Source organism: Archangium sp., from assembly GCF_057119385.1.
Map to the genome: position 1 here is coordinate 31931 of NZ_DBNGVP010000174.1, position 22755 is coordinate 54685.

General features: G+C 69.7%; 16 protein-coding genes. 11 read left to right on the forward strand and 5 right to left on the reverse strand.

From position 1 onward, the window contains the following. Positions 1-36: 36 nt before the first annotated feature. Complete coding sequence (locus AC16DP_RS41090) at positions 37-1647, reverse strand: hypothetical protein (RefSeq protein WP_483956997.1); 1611 nt, start codon at positions 1645-1647, stop codon at positions 37-39. 323 nt (positions 1648-1970) lie between these two features. On the opposite strand from AC16DP_RS41090, the gene AC16DP_RS41095 reads away from it, so the two are divergent. Further along, the gene (locus tag AC16DP_RS41095; RefSeq protein ID WP_483956998.1) at positions 1971-3968 is read left to right on the forward strand and encodes an ELWxxDGT repeat protein; all 1998 of its coding nucleotides are present in this window, start codon (positions 1971-1973) and stop codon (positions 3966-3968) included. Positions 3969-4038: 70 nt separating this feature from the next. Here the strand turns inward: AC16DP_RS41095 and AC16DP_RS41100 are convergent, their stop codons facing one another. Continuing rightward, a complete protein-coding gene (locus AC16DP_RS41100; RefSeq protein ID WP_483956999.1) occupies positions 4039-5640 on the reverse strand; it encodes a bifunctional metallophosphatase/5'-nucleotidase in 1602 nt (533 codons plus the stop codon). A 278-nt stretch (positions 5641-5918) separates the two neighbouring features. Here AC16DP_RS41100 and AC16DP_RS41105 point away from each other — a divergent pair, with 278 nt between their 5' ends. The 9 genes from AC16DP_RS41105 to AC16DP_RS41145 all read left to right on the forward strand — a co-directional run bounded on the left by AC16DP_RS41105 (position 5919) and on the right by AC16DP_RS41145 (position 17566). Further along, complete coding sequence (locus AC16DP_RS41105) at positions 5919-7058, forward strand: hypothetical protein (protein WP_483957000.1); 1140 nt, start codon at positions 5919-5921, stop codon at positions 7056-7058. 168 nt (positions 7059-7226) lie between these two features. Further along, the gene (locus AC16DP_RS41110; RefSeq protein WP_483957001.1) at positions 7227-8351 is read left to right on the forward strand and encodes a polysaccharide export protein; all 1125 of its coding nucleotides are present in this window, start codon (positions 7227-7229) and stop codon (positions 8349-8351) included. After that, complete coding sequence (locus tag AC16DP_RS41115; RefSeq protein WP_483957002.1) at positions 8348-10570, forward strand: polysaccharide biosynthesis tyrosine autokinase; 2223 nt, start codon at positions 8348-8350, stop codon at positions 10568-10570. The genes AC16DP_RS41110 and AC16DP_RS41115 overlap by 4 nt, the downstream gene beginning before the upstream one ends. Before the next feature lie 21 nt (positions 10571-10591). Continuing rightward, a complete protein-coding gene (locus AC16DP_RS41120) occupies positions 10592-11812 on the forward strand; it encodes an O-antigen ligase family protein (RefSeq protein WP_483957003.1) in 1221 nt (406 codons plus the stop codon). 1 nt (position 11813) lies between these two features. Then, positions 11814-13031: a glycosyltransferase family 4 protein gene (locus AC16DP_RS41125; protein ID WP_483957004.1), complete on the forward strand. Its 1218-nt coding sequence runs from the start codon at positions 11814-11816 to the stop codon at positions 13029-13031. Further along, on the forward strand, positions 13028-14350 hold the full coding sequence (locus tag AC16DP_RS41130) for a lipopolysaccharide biosynthesis protein (protein WP_483957005.1): 1323 nt from the start codon (positions 13028-13030) through the stop codon (positions 14348-14350). The genes AC16DP_RS41125 and AC16DP_RS41130 overlap by 4 nt, the downstream gene beginning before the upstream one ends. A 171-nt stretch (positions 14351-14521) precedes the next feature. After that, positions 14522-15823, forward strand: coding sequence for a UDP-glucose dehydrogenase family protein (locus AC16DP_RS41135; protein ID WP_483957006.1), 1302 nt, complete (start codon positions 14522-14524; stop codon positions 15821-15823). 35 nt (positions 15824-15858) lie between these two features. Then, positions 15859-16500, forward strand: coding sequence for a sugar transferase (locus AC16DP_RS41140; RefSeq protein WP_483957007.1), 642 nt, complete (start codon positions 15859-15861; stop codon positions 16498-16500). 16 nt (positions 16501-16516) lie between these two features. Further along, entirely contained in the window at positions 16517-17566 is a 1050-nt protein-coding gene (locus tag AC16DP_RS41145; RefSeq protein WP_483957008.1) for an acyltransferase family protein, read from the forward strand. Between the two features lie 15 nt (positions 17567-17581). Here the strand turns inward: AC16DP_RS41145 and AC16DP_RS41150 are convergent, their stop codons facing one another. The 3 genes from AC16DP_RS41150 to AC16DP_RS41160 form a co-directional block, all read right to left on the reverse strand. Next, positions 17582-18733, reverse strand: a complete 1152-nt coding sequence (locus AC16DP_RS41150) for a DegT/DnrJ/EryC1/StrS family aminotransferase (RefSeq protein WP_483957009.1) — start codon at positions 18731-18733, stop codon at positions 17582-17584. A 115-nt stretch (positions 18734-18848) separates the two neighbouring features. Continuing rightward, positions 18849-20132, reverse strand: a complete 1284-nt coding sequence (locus tag AC16DP_RS41155) for a hypothetical protein (protein WP_483957010.1) — start codon at positions 20130-20132, stop codon at positions 18849-18851. Between the two features lie 248 nt (positions 20133-20380). Continuing rightward, positions 20381-21595: a glycosyltransferase gene (locus tag AC16DP_RS41160; protein WP_483957011.1), complete on the reverse strand. Its 1215-nt coding sequence runs from the start codon at positions 21593-21595 to the stop codon at positions 20381-20383. A 204-nt stretch (positions 21596-21799) separates the two neighbouring features. Here AC16DP_RS41160 and AC16DP_RS41165 point away from each other — a divergent pair, with 204 nt between their 5' ends. Then, the gene (locus AC16DP_RS41165; protein ID WP_483957012.1) at positions 21800-22753 is read left to right on the forward strand and encodes a GNAT family N-acetyltransferase; all 954 of its coding nucleotides are present in this window, start codon (positions 21800-21802) and stop codon (positions 22751-22753) included. Positions 22754-22755: the final 2 nt, after the last annotated feature.

Here is a 22755-nt window from a genome sequence, read left to right on the forward strand (position 1 = left end):
GTGCTCCTGAATGCGTGGGCGAGGGAGGGGGCCCTGTCACGGGCTCTTGATGGAGACGGCGACGTCGTAATCGCCCGTGGTCTGCTTGAAGCCGGTCACCACCACCACGTACTTCTTGCCCGGCTGGGTGGTGAGGCTGACGGATTCCGTGCCTTGCTCGTTCGCATCCGCCTCGCCCACCACGCCACCCCGCTGGTAGACGGTGAGCGCCACGTCATCGTTCGGGGCGGTGGCCGAGACGGTCACGCGGGAGCCATTCCCCGTGAACACGTAATACTGGTTCTGCTGCCACGTGTTGTACTCGTAGCCACCGCCGAGCTGGACGCTGTTGTTGAACGGGAGCGTGGGCGCCTCGGCGTACATGGCGCGCATGCCCGAGTCCCCGTCGCCCCACTCGGTGGTGATGGGGCCCATCTTGTAGTGGGAGAGCAGGGTGTTCACCGCGGCCGCGTCCACGCCCGGCTGTGCCTTGAGCGCGGTGACGAACGAGGCGATGGTCGTCATCGAGTCCGTCCCCTTCTGCACCCCGACCAGCACGTCGTAGATGGGGCCGAGCCCGGCCCCGACCCTGTCGTACGCCTCCGCCGTGCCGGTGTCGAAGATGTCGTAGAGGAGCCGGTGCACGCTCGCCTCCGAGAACACCCCGGGCGTGGGATCATCCGTGTCCAGCGGCTCGGTCTCCGCGTCGATGCCGAAGGAGGACAGCGCCCCACCGGTTCCACCCCAGACGGTGTCCACGTACAGGGGCTCGGGCAGGAGCATGGCCGCGAGCGCGTTTCCGTAGCCCTCGCCGAAGGCGATGCGCGGATCCAACACGTCACCCCGGCCGTGAGGACCTCCGGGGCTGTCCGAGCGCGACAGGTTGCTCTCGAAGTAGTGACCCCACTCGTGGACGATCACGTGGGCGTCGAACTCGTCGGTGTCCGCGCCCTCCTTGCCGAGGATGTAGATCTCGTTCTCCGAGGGCGAGAAGTGCGAGGTGCTGATGAAGCCGCCCGCCTTGTCGCCGCCCTGGGGAACGTTGTTGGGGCTCCAGTTCACCTTGAGGGCGGGGAAGGTGACCGGGCGGACCGCCATGAACGCCTTGGCGGCGGTGTACATGGAGTCGAGCACGGCGAAGGGCGCCGCCGAGCGGCGGGTCGCGTCGTAGGCCGTCCCCGTCCAGCCGTGGCCCGCGTGCAGGTTCAGCGTCGAGTCGGTGGTGGGCAGCGTGCTGGTGCCGATGGCCCAGACGGCGTTCCCGTCCGTGTTGTCCTCGACTTGAATCTGCGGGCTGCTCGTCCTGGCGAGCACCTCGAGCGAGGTCGCGCCCTTGATGCTGCGCAGGAAGGAGATCTGGTAGTTGCCCTGCTCGTCGGTGTTCGTCGTGGCGAGGACGGTGGTTCCCTGGCGCACCTGGACGACGGCGTTGCGCACGGGCTTCTTGAGGGTCGCGGTGAAGTCGAGCGGAGCCCTGTCACGCGCATAGGTGGCCGGGACGAAGTCGTAGGTCACCTTGCCGGTGAGGGTCACCTGGGTGCCGCCGCCACCTCCTCCTCCACCGCCGCCGCCACCACCACCGTCGCATCCCGCCGCCAGGGCGAGGAGCATGGCGAGTGGCGTTACACGCCCGATGCGGCGTGACAATGCGCTGCTGAACAGGTGCATGCTGTGTTTCCCCCGCTGCCTTTCATGGCAACCAGACTGGGCCCGGGTTTCCTGTGCTGCTGTCAGGAATGAGACGGACGCGTTGAATCCCGGGGCGTACCACCCTCCCGCGCTGGAGCGCAAGCCGGGGTCCGGTGCGCACGTCTCCGTGTGGGCCAATGACAATCACTCTTGTCATGTGACTGTTTCTCCCTCGCTCTCCGAGGAAGTGAGCTGTGCAGCACAGAAACCCGCTCTCGTCCTGGCGCGCGAGTTGTCGCGCGGGAGCGAGTGCACAGAGTACGGCCCCCCTCTCATTCGATCCTCAGACAGGAAGGTGGACCATGCGTCGGTACTGGACCGGTGTGTCTTCACTGCTATGCATCAGCGCCCTGGCCGCGGCAGGCGCACCGCTCACGGCCGCCGCGCTGGATACCCCGGCGGAGCCCGCGTCCTGCCGCGCGGTCTCCCTGGTCAAGCCCATCGCCTCGGGCGGGGCCGGCTCCTTCCCGGACTACGACGTGCAGCCGCCCATGGTGCTGGGCAGGACGGCCTTCTTCGCCGCCAATGATGGGACGAGCGGTCTGGAGTTGTGGAAGAGCCGCGGTGGCGAGCTCGACACGGAGCGCGTGGCGGATGTCTTCCCGGGCGCGATGGGCTCGGAGCCGCGCGCGCTCACCGTGGCTGGCAATTCCCTCTACTTCACCGCGAAGGGTGACGGTACCGGCCGCGAGCTGTGGAAGACGGATGGGACGGCCGAGGGCACGGTGCTCGTCAAGGATCTCCGTCCCGGGCCGGAGGACTCGGGCGTCACGGCGCTGACGGCGCTGGGGGACACGCTGTTCTTCATCGCCGATGACGGCGTGCACGGCCTCGAGCTGTGGAAGAGCGATGGCACGCCGGAGGGCACGGTGCTGGTGGAGGACCTCGTGCCTGGCACCGGAAGCTCGGGAATCGGCTCGCTGACCGTGTTCCGGGACGCGCTCTACTTCGCGGCGGATGGTGGACCCCGCGAGGTCGAGCTGTGGAAGAGCGATGGCTCGGCGGAGGGCACCGAGCGCGTCGCCGTCGTCCGGGTCATCGAGAGTGATCCGAGCGAGGAGCTCATCCGCGGCCTGACGGTGGCGGGGGACACGCTCTACTTCTTCGCCGGGTCGGACTACGCGAAGCAGTGGGATCTCTGGAAGAGCGACGGCTCGGGTCCGGGGACGGTCCGGGTCCGCACGCTGAGCCGCGGCCCCGAGGACTACGCCGCCGGCCCCGTGACGCTGACACCCACGGGCGGACAGGTCTTCTTCGTGGCGGGGGCGGGTGGCTCCCTGTGGCGGAGCGATGGCTCCTCTGGCGGGACGTACGTGGTCAAGGAGTCCAGCGACGCCCGCTTCCTGACGAACCTCAATGGCCAGCTGCTCTTCACCGCCTGGGATGACGAGAGTGGTTTCGAGCTGTGGCGCAGCAATGGCACGGTGGCCGGCACGGCGCTGGTCGAGGACATCCGCCCCGGAACCGCCAGCGCGGCCCCGTTCTGGCTGACGGTGGTGGATGGGAAGGTGCTGTTCAGCGCGGAGACGGACGCGGAGGGCCGTGAGCTCTGGTCCACGGATGGCACCCAGGACGGGACGCACCTGCTGCACGACATCGTGCCGGGGCCGGGCTCCTCGGAGCCCTCGTGGCTCACCCCCGTGGGCCCGCGCGTCTTCTTCATCACCGACGATGGCACCGATGGCGCCGAGCCGTGGGTGCTGAACGACTGCACCCCGCCGGACCTCTCCTGCCCGGCTCCCATGATCGTGGAGGCGCGGGGGCCGTCGGGCGCGCCCGCCGAGTATGCGCTCGCCACCGCGAGCGACAACAAGCCCGGGGCTCCGGACATCAGCTACAGCAAGCTGTCCGGCAGTGACTTCCCCATCGGAGAGACCCAGGTCTTCGTCACGGCGTCCGACGAGTCCGGCAACAAGTCCGCCTGCTCGTTCCAGGTGAAGGTGCGTGACACCACGGCGCCCGCGCTCTCCTGCCCGCGCAACCTGGAGGTCTGGCGGCAGTTCCGCTACGGCGCCAAGGTGGCCTTCCAGGCGGAGGCCTCCGACGCGGTCTCCAAGCCGGCCATCACCTACGATCCCGCGCCCGGCAGTGACTTCGTGGTGGGCCGCACCCAGGTGCGCGTCACCGCCTCGGACGCGTCCGGCAACGTCTCGCGCTGCGCGTTCGAGGTGAAGGTGCGGCGTGACTACGAGCCCCAGGCGGACAGCGGCTGCGGCTGCGGCGCGTCCTCGCCCGGCGTGCTCTCCAGCTGGGCGCTGCTGACGGCCGTGTCCATGCTGGCCCGCCGCCGCCGCAAGTAACGCCTGGAAACACGAGGGCCCGGTCTCCTCTCGGATACCGGGCCCCGTGCACCGCCGTGGACGGCGCGGACTACTTGATCAGCTTGTCCAGCGGCTTGGCCTCGGTGGTGGCCTTCTCCTTGGTCCAGTCGATGACGGGCGTCTGCCACGACATGCCCGTCTCGCCCGGCTCGGGATCCAGCGTCTCGAACGTGAAGCCATCACCGCCGAAGTAGAGGTACTCGACCGTGGCGACCTTGTACTCCTTCTTCGGATCCAGCGGCTTGCCCTTGGCGTCCTTGAACTTGCCCTTGCCGGCGGACGTGACGCCGGAGAACACCGCCTCCGGGTTCTCCAGCTGCTGCGCCAGGTCCGCGCCCTTCAGATCCACCACCATCACCGAGTTCTCGAAGGGCAGCACCGAGTACACGCTGCCCTTGGTCACCTTGCCCGCGGGCAGGCCCTCGCGGAAGCCCTTGCGGTTGAGCACCACGGCGTCCGCGCCCGTCTGCTCCCGGATGGCGGTGGTCACCCAGCTGGTCAGCTGCTTGGAGTCCTTCTCGAAGGCCTTCTGGGTGAAGCCGATCTCCTCGCCCAGGGCCTGATCCAGCTTGGCCTTGTAGTCGGCGATCATCTTCGCGGTGTCGGCGTCCGGAGCCGGAGCGCCCTCGCCGCCGGTCACGTCCACCGTGGTCACCTCCACGCCCGTCACCTGCTCACCCTCGGGCTTGGAGCCATCGAAGGTGTAGGCGGCGCGCAGGTACTTGTCGAAGCCACGGCCCAGCGACACGTAGGTGGTGTTGCCCTCCTTCGTGTTCACCGGCTGGGCGCAGCGGCCACCGGCCACCAGCGACACCTTCCACTCGGGGTGCTTGCCCACCACGGGCTGCAGATCGCTGGCGCACGCGTCCGCGAGCACCACCACGGTGTCCGCGCCGGCCTTGAGGGCCTCGCCCGCCGCCTCCGTCAGCGCCTGCTCGTCGGGGATGACCTCCAGGCCCGTGGCGCGCCCGGCCATGGCCGTGGACACCGTCTTGGGCGACGTCAGGCCCACCACGCCCACCTTCAGGCCCTGGCGCTCGAACACCTTGAAGCCCGGCACATCCCAGGAGTTGGCCAGCGCCGCGTCCTTCACCTTCAGGTTGGCCGCCAGGAAGGGGAAGCCGCCCGCCTTCACGTTCTTCTGGAACTGCTCGCCCCCGTAGTCCAGCTCGTGGTTGCCCAGGGCGGAGGCGGCGAAGCCCATGCGGCCCATCACCGCCGACGTCGTCTCCCCGTAGAAGAAGGAGGAGAGGGCCGGCCCGTTCCACGCATCGCCGATGGTCAGCGCCAGCGTCGAGGCGTTCTTGCAGGGGGCCTGGCCGTCCTTGAGCTGGCCGGGACAGTGCTTCTCCTTGGCGGCCCACCAGCCGAGCAGCTCCGCGGCGCCGGTGGCCGGCTTCTCACCCTCGGCGGGAGGGGTGGGGAGCAGCTGGCCATTGGGGCTGCCGGTGACGAGCACCGTCACCGTGGTGGGCTTGGGGGCGGGTTTGGCCGCGGGCGCCTTGGCCGGCTCGGCGGCCGGCGGCGCGGGTGGGGTTTCCTTCTCGCAGCCGGTGAGCGCGCCCAGGAGGGCGAAGGCGACCACACCGGAAGCACGGCGCCACGGGTGCACTCCACCCGTCGCCGGCTTGATCACGGACTCGCGATGCATGAGGGCTCCGAATTCGTTGGCGATACGGCAGCGCGAATACCACACCTCCCCCCCCGGGTCGTCAAAAAGGGCACCCCCTCGCCACCCGGGTGGGTCGTGCTAGCGTTCCAGGTGTGTTGAACCGCGAGAAGGATGCCCCGCCTCCGCCCGAGGCGGCGCGGGGTGGGGGGCGCCCTGGATCCGGACCGGCCACTGCTCGCGAGCAGTGGCTCTGGAAGGTCTGGGCGGATGTGCGTCGTGGCGCCGGGTACTTCCCTCAACGGAGTGTTTCGCTGCCAGTGAACTGGTTGGCGCAGCTCGTCCATGGGGCGTGCCTGCCGTTCCACCTGCTGCGGAGCCTGTGGGCGGACCGGGCGCTGCGGCGGTACTACCTGAAGGTGAGCGTGTGTCAGGCGCTCACCGTGCTGGGGCTGGCGTTGCTGTTCACGGGCTCGGGCAAGGAGGTGGTGGAGACGGTGGGGCCCGACGAGTGGTCGGCGCGGCATCGGGAAGAGGTGGCGGGCGAGCTGGAGAAGGCGCGGGCCGAGCTGGAGGCGGCCGAGGCCGGACTGGAGAAGCTGCGCAAGCTCCAGAAGGTCGCGGAGGGCTCGGGGAGGCTCGCCGAAATGGCGGGAGCGGACCCGGAGAAGGTGCGCGCCGCGGTGGAGCACGCCCTGAAGGAGGCCCAGGCGGCCGAGGAGCGCCGGCGGGCGGCGAGGGACGCCGCGCGAGCCAGGAGCGCGCAGCTCGAGGCGTTGGAGGGGACGCACACGGTGCGCCGGGCCGTCTATTGGGCGGTGCTGCTGACCATGCTGCAGCTCGCCCAGTGGCTCGTCATCGGCCTGACGCGCGACTTCCACACGGTGCTCGAGCGCGAGGTGAGCCTGCGCACCGGACTGGCGCCGGAAGACGAGCCGCTCACCCCGCGTGTCCGGCTCAACCTGCCGTGGGTGCGAGCCAAGATGAGGCGCCGGTGGCGGGGCCTGGTGTTGTTCTTCCTCGGGGTTCCCGTGCTCTGGCTGGCCACGCGGTGGCTGCCCTGGCGTGACGAGGTGCTCGCCGCGCTGATGTCCCTGTGGGGCGCCTGGTGGTTCGTGGTCTTCACCGCGGGCAAGAGCGCCCTGGCCTGGAAGGAGGAGAGCGCGGGCGAGCCCTGGTTCCTGCGCGGCTGGAACGGGCTCACCTCACGCATCCCGGTGCTGAGCGCCTACGGCTCGGTGTGGACGAACCAGACACGCGAGGTGTTCTCCCCGGCCGCCAGCGTGGAGCGGCGGCCCTGGGTTCTGATGGGGCTGGCGGTGGTGCGGGCGCTGTCGTCGCTGCCGCTGGTGAAGTGTTTCCTGCGCCCCCTCATCCCCGTGGCCGCGGCCCATCTGCTCGCCCGGGCCGGGCCAGCGGCGCCCGAGGCACTCCCTCCGGGCGGAGGAACTTCCGCGTAGCGCGCGCGGGTCCCCGCCCTGGAGGGCAGGGGATCTGTTGTCCGGACCTCGTGGCCTATTTCCTTCCGGACACCGGCACGCGCATGGGTTTGCGAGCGCTGCCCCGGCACCGAAGAATCCTGCGGCCTCGGGAAGTTCCCGTGGACGGACCAGCGCGAGGGGGGGTCAATGAAGCGCGTCCTGCGAGTGGCCGCGATGCTGTGCATGAGTGCATGCGCGTGGGGCCCCGGCATGTCCATGGACGAGGGCGCCTTCCGCAAGCGCTACGCCGACAAGGCGGACGCGGGCACCGGGGATGGTGCGTACGAGATCGTCCCGATCGACGCGGAGCTGCTGAGCAGGCAGCAGGCGGAGCGCGAGCGGACACGGCCCCCACCCCGGGAGGATCCGCTGGCGGCGGCCGCGGCGGACTATGACTACCGGGTGACGGCCCACGACGTGCTGAGCGTCATCGTCTGGGAGCATCCGGAGCTCACCATCCCAGCGGGCGAGTTCCGCTCCGCCGAGGCCACGGGCCACCCGGTGGCGGCCGATGGGACGATGTTCTTCCCCTATGTGGGCGTCATCCCCGTCGCGGGCAAGACGCTCCGGGAGATCCGCGAGCTGCTGACGAAGGGACTGACCCCCATCATCGAGCGGCCCCAGCTCGACGTGCGCGTGGTGGGCTTCCGCGGGCAGAAGGTGCAGGTCACCGGGGAGGTGGCCGCTCCTGGCAGCATCCCCATCACGGACGTACCCCTGCGGGTGCAGGACGCCATCAGCCAGGCCCGGGGGCCCACCGCCGAGGCCGACCTGCGCGGCGTGACACTCACCCGGGGCGGGCAGACGTTCACCCTGGATCTCCAGGCGCTCCACGAAGAGGGCGACCTCAGCCAGAACTGGCTCCTCCAGGACGGAGACATCCTCCACGTCTCCGATCGGAGCCGGAACAAGGTCTTCGTCCTCGGCGAGGTCCGCAGACCGTCCTCGCGCCTCATGGTGAAGGGCCGGATGACGCTCGCGGAGGCCATTGGAGACAGCGAGGGCTTCGATCCCGTCAGCTCCAACCCGGCGAGGCTCTATGTCATCCGGGGCAGCTTCGACCGGCCCACCATCTACAAGCTCGATGCCAGGTCGCCCGACGCGCTCCTGCTCGCGACACAGTTCCAACTTCAGCCACATGACGTCGTGTTCGTCTCGGCGCACGAGTTGACACGCTGGAACCGCATCATCAGTCAGATCCAGCCGACAGTTCAGCTGCTCTGGCAGGCAGTAGATACCGGGAACAGAGCGATCATTATCCAGCCTCCATGACGCGCGCCTCCCGCCGCAAGGCTCCCGCCCGCTCCGGCCAGGGAGCGCCAGCCGACGAGCTCGATCTGGGCCGTCACCTGGCCATCCTGCTCGAGCACCGGGGCTCGATCCTCGCCACGGTGCTCCTGTCGCTCGTGGTGGGGGCCGTGTACATGACGTCCGCGACGCCGGTGTACCGCGCCAACGCCGTCCTCCAGCTCGAGGAGAAGGTGCGCCGCCTCGGGGAACTGGACGATCTGCTGGCGGGCGGCTCCGGGCAGGCGTCCACGGAGATCGAGATCCTCAGCTCGCGGGCATTGCTGGGGAGGGTGGTGGACGAGCTGCGGCTGGATGTGGTGGCCACGCCCCGGTACTTCCCGGTGCTGGGGGCGGCGCTCGCCCGCGGCCACGAGGGACCGGGCCTCGCCGGGCCCCGGTGGTACCTGGATTCGTTCGCCTGGGGCGGAGAGCGCCTCCAGGTGGAGCGGATGAGCGTGCCGCCGGAGCTGGAGGACGTCCCGCTCACGCTCGTCGCCGGGGAGGGCGGTGCGTACTCGCTCCTCGGGCCGGGCTCCACCCCGCTGCTCAGCGGGCGTGCCGGTACACCCGCCGCGGCACCGCCGGGCTCGCCCTGGCGGGTGGAGCTCCTCGTCTCCGGGCTCGAGGCCCGTCCGGGGACCCGCTTCGAGGTGACGCGCCGCTCCCGCTTCGAGGTGGTGGAGGAGCTGCGGCACGCGCTGCGCCTGAGCGAGAAGGGCGTCAACACCGGCGTGCTCACCCTGGCGCTCGAGGGGGAGGAGCCCGCGCGGATCTCCGCGGCGCTCCGGTCCATCGCGAGCCACTACGTCCGCCAGAACGTCGAGCGCAGGAGCGAGGAGGCGGAGCGGACGCTGGCGTTCCTCGACACCCAGCTGCCCGGCCTGCGCGAGGAGCTGGAGCGCGCGGAGGCGGCCCTGAGCGCCCACCGCGCGGGCCAGGGCATCGTCGACCTCGGGATGGAGACCCAGGCGCTCCTGAACCGGAGCGTGGATCTCGAGAAGTCGATCTCCGAGCTCATGCTCCAGCGCTCCGAGCTGAAGCAGCACTTCACCGACAAGCACCCGATGCTCACCACCATGGGCCGCAAGCTGGCGCGGCTGCGGTCCGAGCGGAGCGCCGTCAACGCCCAGCTCAAGGGCCTGCCGAGCGCGGAGCTCAAGTCGGCGCAGCTCATGCGGGACGTGACGGTGGCCAACGAGCTGTACCTCCAGCTCAACAACAAGGCCCAGGAGTACCGCGTCCTCAAGTCGAGCATCGTCGGCAACGCACGCGTGCTGGACGAGCCCGTGGTGACCCGCGCGCCGGTGCGTCCCAACAAGCCGGGGGTGATCGCCGTCAGCCTCGTGCTGGGGCTGACGCTCGGCATCGCACTCGCCTTCACCCGGCACGCGCTCCGCAAGGGCGTCTCGGATCCCTCCCTCATCGAGGCGGAGCTCGGGGTGCCGGTCCATGCCACCATTCCCCTCGGCGCTGTCTCCTCGTGGCGGGCCCGGGGTGGACGTGCCTCGGAGCGCGGGACGCTGCCCATCCTGGCCGAGACGCATCCGCGCGATCTGGTCACCGAGAGTCTGAGGGAGCTGCGGACCCGCCTCCTGCTCGCGTTGAAGGACGCGCCCAACAACGTGATCGCCATCACCGGGCCGAGCCCCGGAGTGGGCAAGTCCTTCGTCTCCGTCAACCTCGCCTGGCTGCTGGCGGACTGTGGCAAGCGGGTGCTGCTGGTGGACGCCAACCTGCGCGGGGGCTGGCTCCACCGCTGTTTCCAGGCCGAGCGCACCCTCGGCCTCTCCGAGGCCCTCGAGGGCACCGTCGAGCTGGAGCAGGCCATCCTGCGGGTTCCCGGACAGAACCTGTCCTTCCTGTCGGCCGGGGCCCTGCCTCCCAACCCCGCCGAGCTGCTGCTGAGCGACAGGTTCCAGGAGCTCGTGGCGCGGATGTCGGCCGGGTACGACCTGGTCCTCCTGGACACGCCGCCCATCCTGGCGGTGACGGACGCGGCGATCGTGGGCCGGCACGCGGGTGTGAACCTCATCGTGGTGCGCGCGGACACCCACCCGATGGGAGAGGTGGCGGCGGCCCTGGGCCGGCTCGAGCAGAACGGCGTCCAGGTGCGGGGAATCATCTTCAACGGCGTGTCGCGCTCGCGGGTGGGGCGCGCGGTGAGCGGCATCTACCAGTACGAGTACCCGGCCGGGGGCTGAACGCGGGGTTGGAGCCACCTCATGAGATGGATCCGATGCGCGGGACTGGGTGTCATCGCCGCGCTCTATGTGCTCGCGGGGCGCTGGGGCGTGCACCGGCTGGCCGCCGAGGAATCCGATGCAGGCCCGTTCCTGGAACTGCGCCTGTGGATCGTCATGGCGGGCTTGGTGCTCGCATCCGTGGGCCTGGTGCACCGTGCCCACCGCGTGGCGGAACCGGGCGAGACCCGGCTCGACCTCCGGATCATGGTGGCCCTGGGGGTGTTCTTCGGATACCTGTGCGCCAGCGCGTTCTGGGCTCCCGACGCGAGCTTCGCGCTGCTGAAGCTTTACGATGTCCTCCTGCTCGGCGTGATGAGCGTGGGCTTCGGGCTCGCCGCGATCCGCCAGCCAGCGGCGCGGGTGCTGGACGCCTTCTGGGCCGTGGTGGTCGTCATCACCTCGCTGCTGGCGCTCACCGGAGTCCGCCAATTGCTGGGCGGAGGGGGCGGCGCGCGGTTGGCCGTGCTGGGGGGCGGGCCGAACGTCTTCGCCCGGCTCATGGGCATGCTGACGCTCGGCGCCCTGTACTTCTGGTACCGGCGGGGGCAGGCCTGGCTCTGGATTCCCATGGCTGCCACCGGGGTGATCCTCGCGCTGCTCACCGGCTCACGGGGTGGGGTGGTGTCTCTCGCCGCCGGAATCCTCTCCTTCCTCGTGGTGGCGCGGGTGCCGTTGCGCCGGCTCTCCCTCCTGGCGCTCCTGGCCATGGCCGCCTTCGGGGGAGCGACCCTGCTCTCTCCCCTGGGCAAGGCGCTCAACCACTCCATGGAGGAGCGCTTCCTGCGCCTGACCCTGAAGTACGAGGGGCATGGTGGCTCGGAGAGCAAGGTCTACCTGGCTGGGCGCGAGTCCTACTATGCCGCCGCGTACGGGCTCGGGCTCGACTACCCGCTGGCGGGGGCCGGTCTCGCGGCGTTCCCGGCGCTCGGGCTGGGGGTCTACCCCCACAACCTCTTCCTCGATGTGTTCTGCGAGGGCGGCGCGCTGGGCCTGGCGTTTCTCGGGTGGGCCCTGCTCGTCTTCTTCCGCGCGGCGTTCTGGGAACGCCGCGGCTTCGATGGGGCAACCGTAGGCGGAGCGGTGCTGGTGCTGCTCGGCAGCCAGTCCAGCGGTGACCTCTATGACAGCCGGGCCCTCTTCCTGCTGATGGTGATGTCCTCGTGCACCACGGCCTCTCCCTCCGTTCAAGGAGCCACCTGACATGAAGATCATCTACCTCCACCAGTACTTCACCACGCCCACGATGCAGGGCGGCACCCGCTCCTACGAGCTCGCCCGCCGCCTGGTCCGCATGGGCCACGAGGTGCACATGGTGACCTCGGACACCCAGCCCACCGCGAACACGGAGGGCTGGCGCGAGACGGACGAGAGCGGCATCCACGTGCACTGGCTCCCGGTGGCCTACTCCAACTCGATGGCATACGCGGAGCGGCTCCGCGCCTTCGGCCGATTCGCCGTCAACTCCACGCAGCGGGCGATGCAGCTCGCGGGCGACGTGGTCTTCGCCACGAGCACGCCGCTGACCATCGCCATCCCGGGGCTGTTCGCCTCGCGGTGGCACCGCAGGCCCATGGTCTTCGAGGTGAGGGATCTCTGGCCCGCCATTCCCATCGCGGTCGGCGCCCTCAAGAGCCGCCCCGCCATCTTCGCCGCCCAGATGCTCGAGCGGGCCGCCTACGCGGGAGCGGCGCACATCGTCGCGCTCTCGCCGGGGATGAAGGCCGGGGTGGAGGAGGCGGGGGTGTCCCCGGAGAAGATCACCGTCATCCCCAACCTCTGCGACCCGGAGCGCTTCCAGGTCCCGGCTTCGGCGGGCGAGTCCTTCCGGCGGAAGTACCCGTGGCTGGGGGACAGGCCCATGGTGCTGTACGCGGGGACCCTCGGGCTGGTGAATGGGGTGGACTACCTCGTGCGTCTGGCGGCGGACATGCTGAAGCGGGCTCCAGAGGTGCGCTTCGTCATCATGGGGAAGGGACGGGAGGAGATGGCCCTGCACGCGCTGGCCGATCAGCTCGGCGTGCGGGAGCGCAACCTCTTCTTCCTGCCCAGCGTGCCCAAAGTGGAGATGCCCACGGTCCTCTCCGCGGCGAGCATCGCCACCTCGCTCTTCACCGACGTGCCGGGCATGCAGGACAACTCGGCCAACAAGGTCTTCGACGCGCTCGCCGCCGGCCGGCCCCTCGCGCTCAACTACGGGGGTTGGCAGGCGGAGTTGCTCGAGCGGGAGCGGTTCGGACTGTACCTGCCCCCCAAGGACGTCGCCGCCGCGGGAGCGCTGCTGGCGAGCAGGATCCGGGACCCCCAGTGGCTCGCCGAGGCAGGGACGCGGGCGGGACGGCTCGGCCGGGAGCGGTTTTCCGCGGACTCCGCGGCCCTCCAGCTCGCCGAAGTGCTGCACCGCGCGGTGGCCAGGGCGTGACGCGGCGCTCGGTGGGAGGCAACTTCGCCTGGACGCTCCTGGCGGGGCTGGTGTACGCGCTCGCCCAGTGGGGCTTGCTGGTGGCCTATGCCCGGCTCGGCACCATGGAGCTGGTGGGCGAGTTCGCCCTGGGTCTGGCCATCACCGCCCCGGTGATGCTGCTCGCGCGGATGCAGTTGCGCGTGCTGCAGGCCACCGACGCCCGGGACGCTTTCGCGTTCGAGCACTACCTCGGGCTGATGGTGCTCAACGTCCTCGGAGGCGTGCTGCTGTGCTGCGCCATCGGGTGGGTGGCGGGGTATCCGGCGCGTGCCAGCCTCGTCATCACACTGCTGGCGCTGGCCAAGGGCTTCGAGGCGATCAGCGAGGTGTTCTACGGCGCCCTGCAGAAGGCCGAGCGGATGGGCCTCATCGCCCGCTCGCTCATCGCCAAGAGCGTGCTCTCCGTGGTGCTCGTGGTGCTCGCGCTGTGGGCCACGGGGAGCCCGCTCGTCGCGGCGGCCGGGCTGGGGCTGTCCTGGGCCCTGGTGCTCTTCCTCTTCGACGCGCCCGCGTACCGGCGCGAGTTCGGGGGAGCGCGTCCCTGGCGCCAGCTCTGGCGGACGCCCTGGAGGGAGCAGGGGGAACGGTTGAAGAGCCTGTGGATGCTCGCCTACGCGCTGGGAATCACCTCCCTGCTGGGCTCGCTGCGCCCCAATGTTCCCCGCTACATGCTGGAGGCCCACTTCGGCCAGGCCGAGCTGGGCATGTACGCCGCGCTCGCGTACTTCACGGCGCTGGGGGGCCGGGTGGTGCAGTCGCTCGGGCAGGTGGTGAGCCCCCGGCTGGGGCGCTACCACGCGGCGGGGGATCGTCGCCGCTACGGCCGCGCGCTGGTGGGGCTGGCGGGAGGGGCGGTGCTGGTGGGCGTGTGCGCCATCGCTGGTGCGGCGCTGCTCGGCCGCTGGGCGCTGACGCTCTTCTATGGGGAGGCCTACGCACGCAATCTCCCGCTGTTCGTCTGGCTCATGGTGGCCGCCGCGCTGGAGTACGTCGGCGTGGTGCTCCAGACGGGGCTCACGGTGGCGCGGGAGCTGAAGGCGCAGGCGCTGATGCTGGCGGCCTCCGTGGTGGTGGTCGCGCTGGGCAGCGCGTGGTGGGTGCCCTCCGTGGGAGCGGTGGGCGCGGCCTGGGCCCTGGCGTTGGGCTGGCTCGTTGAACTGGGCGGCAGCGTGTGGCTCAACCTGCGTTGCTGGAGGCGCCTCGGCCTCCAGGAAGTGGGCGCGGCGCGGGGGGGCTCGGGCGCTCCGGTGGCCCAGAAGGTGGATGTGGCGCCCTGAGACCCGGTACCGGGAGGCCAGTGGCCGTTGGTGCCCGGACACGGGGCTGCTGCCGTGGGGGGAGTAGTGAGCGCGCGGGGCGGCCCCTACGTTCATGCACGCCCCGAGTGTGTGGTGTGGGGGGCTCGGGTGGTGTCGGGGGCTCGGCTCGGGGCGAGGGCGGAGGGGGACATGAGGATCGCGGTGATCGGCACGGGCTATGTGGGCCTCGTCGCGGGAGCCTGCTTCGCGGACTCGGGGAACGACGTGGTCTGCGTGGACGTCGACGCTGGGAAGATTGCCCGGCTGTGCGCGGGCGAAGTGCCCATCTACGAGCCGGGACTGGAGGAGCTCATCGCGCGCAACGTGCGCGAGAATCGGCTTTCCTTCACCACCAGCCTGGAAGGCGCCGTGGGCAAGGCCCAGGTGGTCTTCATCGCGGTGGGCACGCCCGAGGGCGAGAGCGGGAGCGCGGATCTGCGCTATGTCCTCGCCGCGGCGGAGGCGATCGGACGCGCCCTGCGGCAGTACACCGTCGTGGTGGACAAGAGCACCGTCCCGGTGGGCACGGCGGAGCGGGTCCGGCGCACCATCGCCGCGGTGACCCAGGTGGACTTCGACGTGGTCTCCAACCCCGAGTTCCTCAAGGAGGGTTCGGCGCTCGACGATTTCACCCGGCCGGATCGGGTGATCATCGGGACGGACAGCGAGCGGGCGCGCGCCGTGATGGCGGAGCTCCATGCCCCCTTCGTGCGCACGGGCAGCCCCATCCTCTTCATGGATGCCGCGAGCGCGGAGCTGACGAAGTACGCGGCCAACGCCATGCTCGCCACCCGCATCTCCTTCATGAATGACATCTCCTGGCTCTGCGAGAAGGTGGGGGCGGACGTGGAGATGGTGCGGAGGGGCATGGGGACGGACAAGCGCATCGGGCCGGCATTCCTCTTCCCGGGCGTGGGTTACGGCGGGAGCTGCTTCCCCAAGGACGTGAGTGCGCTCGGGGCCACCGCGCGGGAGGCTGGCGTCGAGCTCGAGCTGCTGCGGGCGGTGGAGCGCACCAACGAGCGGCAGAAGCGGCTGCTCGTGCACAAGGCGGTGTGCCACTTCGGCCACTCGCTCGAGGGGCTCCAGTTCGGCGTATGGGGCCTGGCCTTCAAGCCGAAGACGGACGACATGCGGGAGGCCCCCTCCATCGGACTCATCGAGGGGCTGTTGGCCAAGGGCGCGCGCATCGTCGCGTACGACCCTGTCGCAACGGCCAGTGCGCGGCGGGTGTTCGGCAACCGCATCACCTACGCACCCGGTTCCTATGCGGCGGCCGAGGGCGCCGACGCGCTCTTCATCGTCACCGAGTGGAACGAGTTCCGGGAGCCGGACTTCGAGCGCCTGAAGCACCTCATGAAGGTGCCCCTCATCTTCGATGGCAGGAATCTCTTCGAGCCGGAGCGGATGCGCACGCGCGGCTTCACCTACTTCTGCCTGGGGCGGAGCTGAGCGCGGAGTTCCGCGGGACACGGGAGGGTGGGCACATGCAACGACAGGTGGGCACGGGACTGTTCCTCAAGCGGTGCATCGATCGGCTGACCGCGGCGGTGGGGCTGGTGTGCCTGGCTCCGGTCCTGGCCGCTACGGCGCTGGGCATCCGGGCCACCATGGGCGGACCCGTCTTGTTCCGGCAGGGGCGCCCGGGCCGGGGTGGAAGGATCTTCGAGCTCGTGAAGTTCCGCACCATGCGGGAGGCGATGGACGCGGACGGCAACCCGCTCCCCGACGAGCAGCGTCTCACGCGCACCGGGCGCTTCCTGCGCGCGACGAGCCTGGACGAGCTTCCGCAGTTGTGGAACGTGCTGCGCGGCGACATGAGCCTGGTGGGCCCACGCCCGTTGCTCGTCGAGTACCTGCCGCGCTACTCCGCCGAGCAGGCGCGGCGCCACGACGTGCTCCCGGGCATCACCGGCTGGGCCCAGGTGAATGGGCGCAACGCCCTGGAGTGGGACGAGCGGTTCCAGCTCGATGTCTGGTACGTGGACAACTGGAGCCTGGCGCTGGACCTGAAGATCCTCGTGTTGACGCTCCTGCGGGTCATCCAGCGCGAGGGCATCTCCCACGCGGGGAACGCGACGATGTTCAAGTTCCTCGGCGGTGCGGCGCAGGTACGCGACTCCGCGTGAGAAAGCGTGGAAGCTCATGAATGCCCCTCACGAAGCCTCGGGAGCCAGGCCCTCGCGGTTGGTGGAGCTGGACGCCCTCAGGGGGATCGCGGCGCTGAGCGTCGTCCTGTTCCACTACACGACCCATTACGACCACAGCTACGGGCATTCCGTGCCCCCCTGGGTGCAGGTGCCCTTCGGGAAGTATGGCGTCCAGCTCTTCTTCGCGCTCAGCGGCTTCGTCATCCTCATGTCGCTCGAGCGCGTCGCGCGGGCCCGGGAGTTCCTGGTGGGCCGCGTGGCCCGGCTCTACCCGGCCTATTGGGCGGGTCTCGCGCTCACCTTCACGGGGGTGAGCGTGTTCGGCCTGCCGCACCGCGAGGTCGGTCCCGGAGCGGCCTTCGTCAACCTGACCATGTTCCAGGAGTTCCTCCGGGTTCCGCACGTGGACGGCGTGTACTGGACGCTGACGGTCGAGCTGACGTTCTACGCGCTGGTGCTCGTGCTCCTGTCGGCACGGGTGCTCGACAAGGTCATTCCCATCTTCATCGCACTCGTCGCCGCGCAGACCCTGTTCGAGCTGGGTCTCCAGGCGATGGGGATGGCGGATGCCGCGCGCTTCGCTGGCCGGCCGCACCTGCAGTTCTTCGCGCTCGGTGTGCTGGCGTTCAAGCGCAGCCGGGGCGAGGTCCGTCTCCCCCTGGCGCTCGCGCTGGCCGGAACGTGCCTCGCGCACGAGTTGCTCGTCGGGAGCACCACCTCCGTTCTCGTGCTCGCGAGCGTCCTCGGCATCGCCACCGCGCTCTCCACGGGAGGCATGCGCTGGCTCACGTGGCGGCCCCTCCTGTTCCTCGGCTTCATTTCCTACCCGCTCTACCTGGTTCACCAGAACATCGGCTACCTCGTCATCCTGCGGCTCGAGAGGGCGGGATGGCGGCCGGAGGCCTCCATCGCCGCGGCGCTCGCCATCGCGCTCCTGTTGGCCACCGCCATCACCTACCTCGTCGAGCAGCCAGCGCTGCGCTTCTACCGGCAGTGGAGGCGGAAGAGCAGGGCCCGGGCGCCCGTGGGGCCGCACGCCGCGTGAGCGCGGCCACGTGGCTCAGCGGCCCACCCGCGAGGCCAGTTCCCGGGGCACGGCCCGCACCACCTCCACGACCCGTGCGAGCTCTTCCTGGGTGAGGTTGGAGCCGGACGGCAGGCAGAGCCCGTTCTGGAACAGCTCCTCCGCCACCTGGCCTCCCCGCCGCGGGAAGCCGGCGAAGACCGGCTGCAGGTGCATGGGCTTCCACACGGGCCGGGCCTCGATGTTCTCCCGCTCCAGCGCCAGCCGCACCGCCTCCCGGTCCGCGCCGAAGAGCGCCGGATTGATCGTCAGCGTCGTCAGCCAGCGGGTATGGCGCCCCCAGGGGGCCTCGGGCATGAACGAAATCCCCGGCACGCCGGCCAGGGCGCGCGCGTAGCAGGCATGGTTCCTGCGCCGCGCGGCGACCCGCTCCTCCAGCACCCTCAGCTGACCGCGGCCAATGGCCGCCAGCACGTTGCTGAGGCGGTAGTTGTAGCCGAGCTCCGAGTGCTGGTAGTGCGGCGCGGGATCTCTCGCCTGGGTGGAGAGCTTGAGCGCGTGGCGGATGAGCGCTTCGTCGTGCGACACCAGCATCCCTCCGCCCGAGGTGGTGATGATCTTGTTGCCATTGAAGGAGTAGATGCCGGCGCGGCCCAGCGTGCCCGGGGCTCGCCCCTTGTACGTGCTCCCCAGGGCCTCGGCCGCGTCCTCCACGAGTGGCACGCCATGGAGCTCGCAGGCGGTCTGGATGGGATCCAGGTCGGCGCTCTGCCCGTAGAGATGGACCACGACGACGGCGCGGGGCAGCCGTCCGGACCGGGCGCGCGCCTCGAGCTCCTCGCTCAACAGGGCGGGATCCATGTTCCAGGAGGTGCGCTCGCTGTCGATGAAGACGGGCGCCGCCCCCAGGTAGCGGATGGGGTTCACCGAGGCCGAGAAGGTGAGGGTGCTCACCAGCACCTCGTCTCCCGGCCCGACGCCCACCAACTGCAGGGCCAGGTGGAGCGCGGCCGTGCCGGAGCTCACCGCGAGCGCGTGGGGCGCTCCAACGCACCGGGCGAACTCCTCCTGGAACGCGTCGACGTGGGGGCCGAGCGGGGCGATCCAGTTGCTCGCGAAGGCCTCGTCGACGTAGCCGCGCTCGAGCGTGCCCAGGTGAGGCGAGGACAGGTAGATGCGTTGGGACATGGAGGGCTCCTGGACGCGGGCAGGGTGCTTCACTCCGCGCGGCCAGGAGCCTGTGCTTCGTGCCCCCTCCCGCGCACTCGGGCGGGAGGGGGGGGATTGTGTTGGCTCGCCTACTTCACCGGGCGGCCGCTTCGGACAGCAGCCGGGCGTTGAGCGCGCCGTTGCCGTAGAACTGGATGGTCCGCCCCACGGTGTGGGCCTCGATGCGGCGCTGGAGGTTGGCATCGTAGCGGCCGAGCTTGATGTAGCCGTCGCTGAACCAGCCGGCGCCCGTCCCCGAGCCATCGACGTAGTTGCTGTACTTGCCCGTCCCGGGCCAGAGGACGGTGTTGAGCGTCGTGACGAACTTGCGCATGTCGTCGTCCGTCCACTCGATGCCCGCGTCATGGGCCTCGACGAGGTACGCGAGCACGCCGTTGCCATGCGGCACGTCCTGTCCGGGCCGGGCCGAGGAGCCCCACACGTCGCTCCAGAAGTAGGCCGCCGGGTTGGCCGGGTTCGGCTTCATCTGCTGGCGCAGGGACGAGGCTGCGTTTGGCAGGTGCCGGTTGATGTTGTCAACGACCGTCAAGTACATCGACTTCTTCGCGGGGTCTTCCGTCATGCGCGCCAGGTCCAGGGCGATGTAGGCCCAGTGCGACGCCATATGCGTGCGGCTCCGGTAGATGTATGCGTTCGCGCCGCGCTTGTACCACTTCTCGAAGATGTTCTTCTCCGTGAAGGCGAGCAGACGGTCATACTGGGCGCGGTACTTCGCGTTGGTGTAGAGCTCCGGCGTCTCGCGGATGACGCGCAGGAGGCGGGTGACGTAGCGCCAGCAGTAGCTCTCCCACAGCGCAACCTCCTGCCCCTTCGTTCCCGACTCCTGCGAGGTCCAGCCCAGGTAGGAGTCCTTGAATCGGCTCGTGGAGAGCGACGAGGAGACCTTGGCGTTGTTGACCATGTTGTTGACGTAGAGCAGGGCCCGGTCGAGGTACTGGGTCTTCCCGCTGGCCCGGTACATCGCGGTGTTGCCGTCGATGCCGTAGCCGAGGTTGTAGAACTGGTAGCTGTCGAGCGACTTGCTCCTGGGCAGCCAGTCATTGGTGTGGGTGACCTCCCAGATGTGCAGGAACAGCTTCTCCCAGTCCGCCACGGAGCGAAGTCCGGCGGGGGTGGGCGGGAGCGCGGCCGTGGCCATGAGTCCCTGCTCGCTGCTCCCGAGGTCCTCCTCGGGGCTCGCGAGGCCCGCTTCGGGGTTCTCGGCGCTGTCGTCGGGGATCGCGGCGCTCACCTCGGCGCTCGCGTCGGTGTTCTCTTCGTTGCTCGTGGGCGCCATCTCCTCGCCGGCGTATTCCATCTCTCCGCCGGGGCCACAGGCCACTCCGAGCAGGAGGGACAGGGAGAACAGCGAGGACATGACCAGGCCACGTGTGCTTCTACGGCAGAAGTCAAACATCAATGGTTTCCTTGGGGGAGCAACCGCCCGCTTGAGCGGACTGTGACCCTGGGATGCAATGAAACGCTGGATTGCGTTCAGGCCCCCTAGGAACGTGTGAATACACATCGAATTCCGCAGAAGACCCCAGGATGGGTTTCGCTCGGAGATGATTCACACTGACATGGGCCTGCCTGCTCGGGCGAGATGCGCGGAGCAGGCGTCCCCGCCTAGTTGCTCAGCGCCGTGAGCACCCGGGAGGCCACCGCATCCCACGAGCGCTCGACCGCCGCGGCGTGGATGCGCTGCTCCATGGCCGTGCGCTCGTGCTCCGTGAGACGAGCGGCAATGCCGAGGACCTCGGAGAGCTGGCCGGCCCCCAGGGGCTTCACGGACCAGCCGGCGCCCGTCTCGCTCACATAGCGGTGGAGATCTGGCGGTCCACCCGCGATGACCGGGCGCAGGAAGGATCTGGCGAGTTGTGCCGTCCCGCTCTCGTGACGGATGTTCTCGTCGTAGATGTTGAGCACGGCGTCCGCGGCCCCGAAGAACTTGCGGTGCTCGTCCAGGCCGATGAAGCCAGGGAACATCCAGACCCGCTCATGGAGCCGGTATTGATCGCGGAGGGATTGGAGCTCCCGGTAGGAGACGTCGCCCTCGGGGCCCGCGACGAGCAGATCCCATTCAGGGCTGCGCGCCAGGCTCTCGAAGACCAGACGGAAACACTTGTCGGTGCGAAGCGTGCCGAAGGCGAGTGCCAGCTTGCGCCGCACGGTGATGCCCAGCTCGGCGCAGGCGGTGGCCTTGTCCAGGCGTGGAATGGTGCCGGGGTGGGGGGCGCCATAGGGAATCACCTCGATCTTGTCGGTGTAGCGCCGCTCCGGGTCGACATTCTCGAGCAGGTTCTCCTTCATGCCCGCGGCATGCACGAAGGCCCGATCCACGCTCTTCAGGATGTGCCGGGCGAAGGGGCGCGCGAGGAGCTTGTAGGTGCCCGCGATGCTCGAGGCGTGCTTCATGTTGAAGTTGGTGTCGTGGAAGATGCAGGCCCGCCGCTGGGATCGGGGCGCCCGTGCGAGGTGCGCCGCCAGCGAGAAATACTCGAAGGTCTCGAACAGCAGCGGCGGCGCTCCGAGGTGCTGGTGCACGCGTTGCAATTCATTCATCAAGCCCACCTGGCGCTTGATGCGCGCGGTGCCCCAGGCCACATCTCCGAGGGGCCCCAGCCGTTGGCGGCAGGCCACACGGGACTCGATGGGGATGTCCTCTCCCACGCGGTGGGGGACGATGGACGAGGGGTAGCTCACGCTTCCGGCCAGGCCAAGGACATGCACTTCCACGCTGCGGCGTGCGAGCGCCTCGCCCAGGCCGGTGAGGTACGACTGTTGATGTCCAGCGGGTTGGAACGCCGAGGGGCTGAAGATGAACAGGCGATTGGGCTGCATGGGCGGAACCCTCGCTTGGATGGGATTGCGCGGCAAGGACCCCGGGGGGCAGGCTCTTCGTCCTGTGCAAGTCAGATCGCGGCAGGGGAAGGCGGGTGATGAACGTGTGACATCCATCACGTCCCAGGGGGTGAAACCGCTCGTCCGCGCGATCTGTTACCTTGAAATGTCATTGGAAACGCGGAGCCTGGGGGTAGTGCGGGCATGATGACGATGATGAAACCGAGGGCCGTCCTCCTCTCCGACGAGGGAAGGGCGGCCCGATCGGAGGACTACTTCCGCTCGGCGCACCACCTGCGTGCCGAGGGGGTGACGCACACGCTCGTCATCGAGTCGGTCTCGGGACGCGCACTGCGGCTCCCGCTCATCGTGCGGCCCATCGAGGGCACGCCCTACCTCGATGCCGTGTCTCCCTATGGCTTTCCTGGCGGGGTGCTGGACGGGCTGAGCGAGCTGCCCAAGGACGAGGTGGACTGGAGAGCCACCGGGCTCGTCAGCATCTTCGTGCGCGACCGGGTCTCCGGTCCCCGCTGTTTCGCGGGGGGAACGGCGCGCAACGAGGTCTTCTTCATCGATCCGCGTCTGCCCATCCAGTACCGGGAGATGCACCGCCGGCAGATCAAGCGCAACCTGCGGCTGGGTTTCGTGCCGGCCTTCCGTCCGGCGCGCGAGGCCTCGCGCGAGGAGCGGGAGGGCTTCAAGGACGTCTACCGGCAGACCATGGTCCGCGACGGAGCGAGCGCCCGCTACTTCTTCCCGGACGCCTACTTCGAGGAGCTGTTCTCCTCACCCGGGGCCTGGCTCGCGACCGCGCGCGCACCGGATGGCCAGGTCGCCTCCGCGGCCATCGGTGTCTCCAGCGACGGGGTGCTGCATTACTACCTCGGCGGGACGGCGGACGTGTTCCTGTCACGCTCGCCGGCCAAGAATGTCTTCGCGGCACTGGTCGAGCTCTGCACCCGGCTGGGGCTCCCGCTCAACCTGGGGGGAGGCATCCAGCCGGGCGATAGCCTCGAGGAGTTCAAGCGTGGCTTCGCGAACGCCGTCTTCCGCCTCCAGACCCATGAGATCATCTGCCATCCGGAGGTGTATGCCGAGCTGTCGGGGGACCGCCCCGGCGAGGGCTACTTCCCGGCCTACCGCGCGCCGCGGCGCTGAGG

What these genes read in the sequence shown, in the direction of transcription:
- AC16DP_RS41090 (WP_483956997.1), bottom strand. Translation starts at nt 1,647, where the DNA reads ATGCACCTGTTCAGCAGCGCATTGTCACGCCGCATCGGGCGTGTAACG.
- AC16DP_RS41095 (WP_483956998.1), top strand. Translation starts at nt 1,971, where the DNA reads ATGCGTCGGTACTGGACCGGTGTGTCTTCACTGCTATGCATCAGCGCC.
- AC16DP_RS41100 (WP_483956999.1), bottom strand. Translation starts at nt 5,640, where the DNA reads ATGCATCGCGAGTCCGTGATCAAGCCGGCGACGGGTGGAGTGCACCCG.
- AC16DP_RS41110 (WP_483957001.1), top strand. Translation starts at nt 7,227, where the DNA reads ATGAAGCGCGTCCTGCGAGTGGCCGCGATGCTGTGCATGAGTGCATGC.
- AC16DP_RS41115 (WP_483957002.1), top strand. Translation starts at nt 8,348, where the DNA reads ATGACGCGCGCCTCCCGCCGCAAGGCTCCCGCCCGCTCCGGCCAGGGA.
- AC16DP_RS41120 (WP_483957003.1), top strand. Translation starts at nt 10,592, where the DNA reads ATGAGATGGATCCGATGCGCGGGACTGGGTGTCATCGCCGCGCTCTAT.
- AC16DP_RS41125 (WP_483957004.1), top strand. Translation starts at nt 11,814, where the DNA reads ATGAAGATCATCTACCTCCACCAGTACTTCACCACGCCCACGATGCAG.
- AC16DP_RS41135 (WP_483957006.1), top strand. Translation starts at nt 14,522, where the DNA reads ATGAGGATCGCGGTGATCGGCACGGGCTATGTGGGCCTCGTCGCGGGA.
- AC16DP_RS41140 (WP_483957007.1), top strand. Translation starts at nt 15,859, where the DNA reads ATGCAACGACAGGTGGGCACGGGACTGTTCCTCAAGCGGTGCATCGAT.
- AC16DP_RS41145 (WP_483957008.1), top strand. Translation starts at nt 16,517, where the DNA reads ATGAATGCCCCTCACGAAGCCTCGGGAGCCAGGCCCTCGCGGTTGGTG.
- AC16DP_RS41150 (WP_483957009.1), bottom strand. Translation starts at nt 18,733, where the DNA reads ATGTCCCAACGCATCTACCTGTCCTCGCCTCACCTGGGCACGCTCGAG.
- AC16DP_RS41155 (WP_483957010.1), bottom strand. Translation starts at nt 20,132, where the DNA reads ATGTCCTCGCTGTTCTCCCTGTCCCTCCTGCTCGGAGTGGCCTGTGGC.
- AC16DP_RS41160 (WP_483957011.1), bottom strand. Translation starts at nt 21,595, where the DNA reads ATGCAGCCCAATCGCCTGTTCATCTTCAGCCCCTCGGCGTTCCAACCC.
- AC16DP_RS41165 (WP_483957012.1), top strand. Translation starts at nt 21,800, where the DNA reads ATGATGACGATGATGAAACCGAGGGCCGTCCTCCTCTCCGACGAGGGA.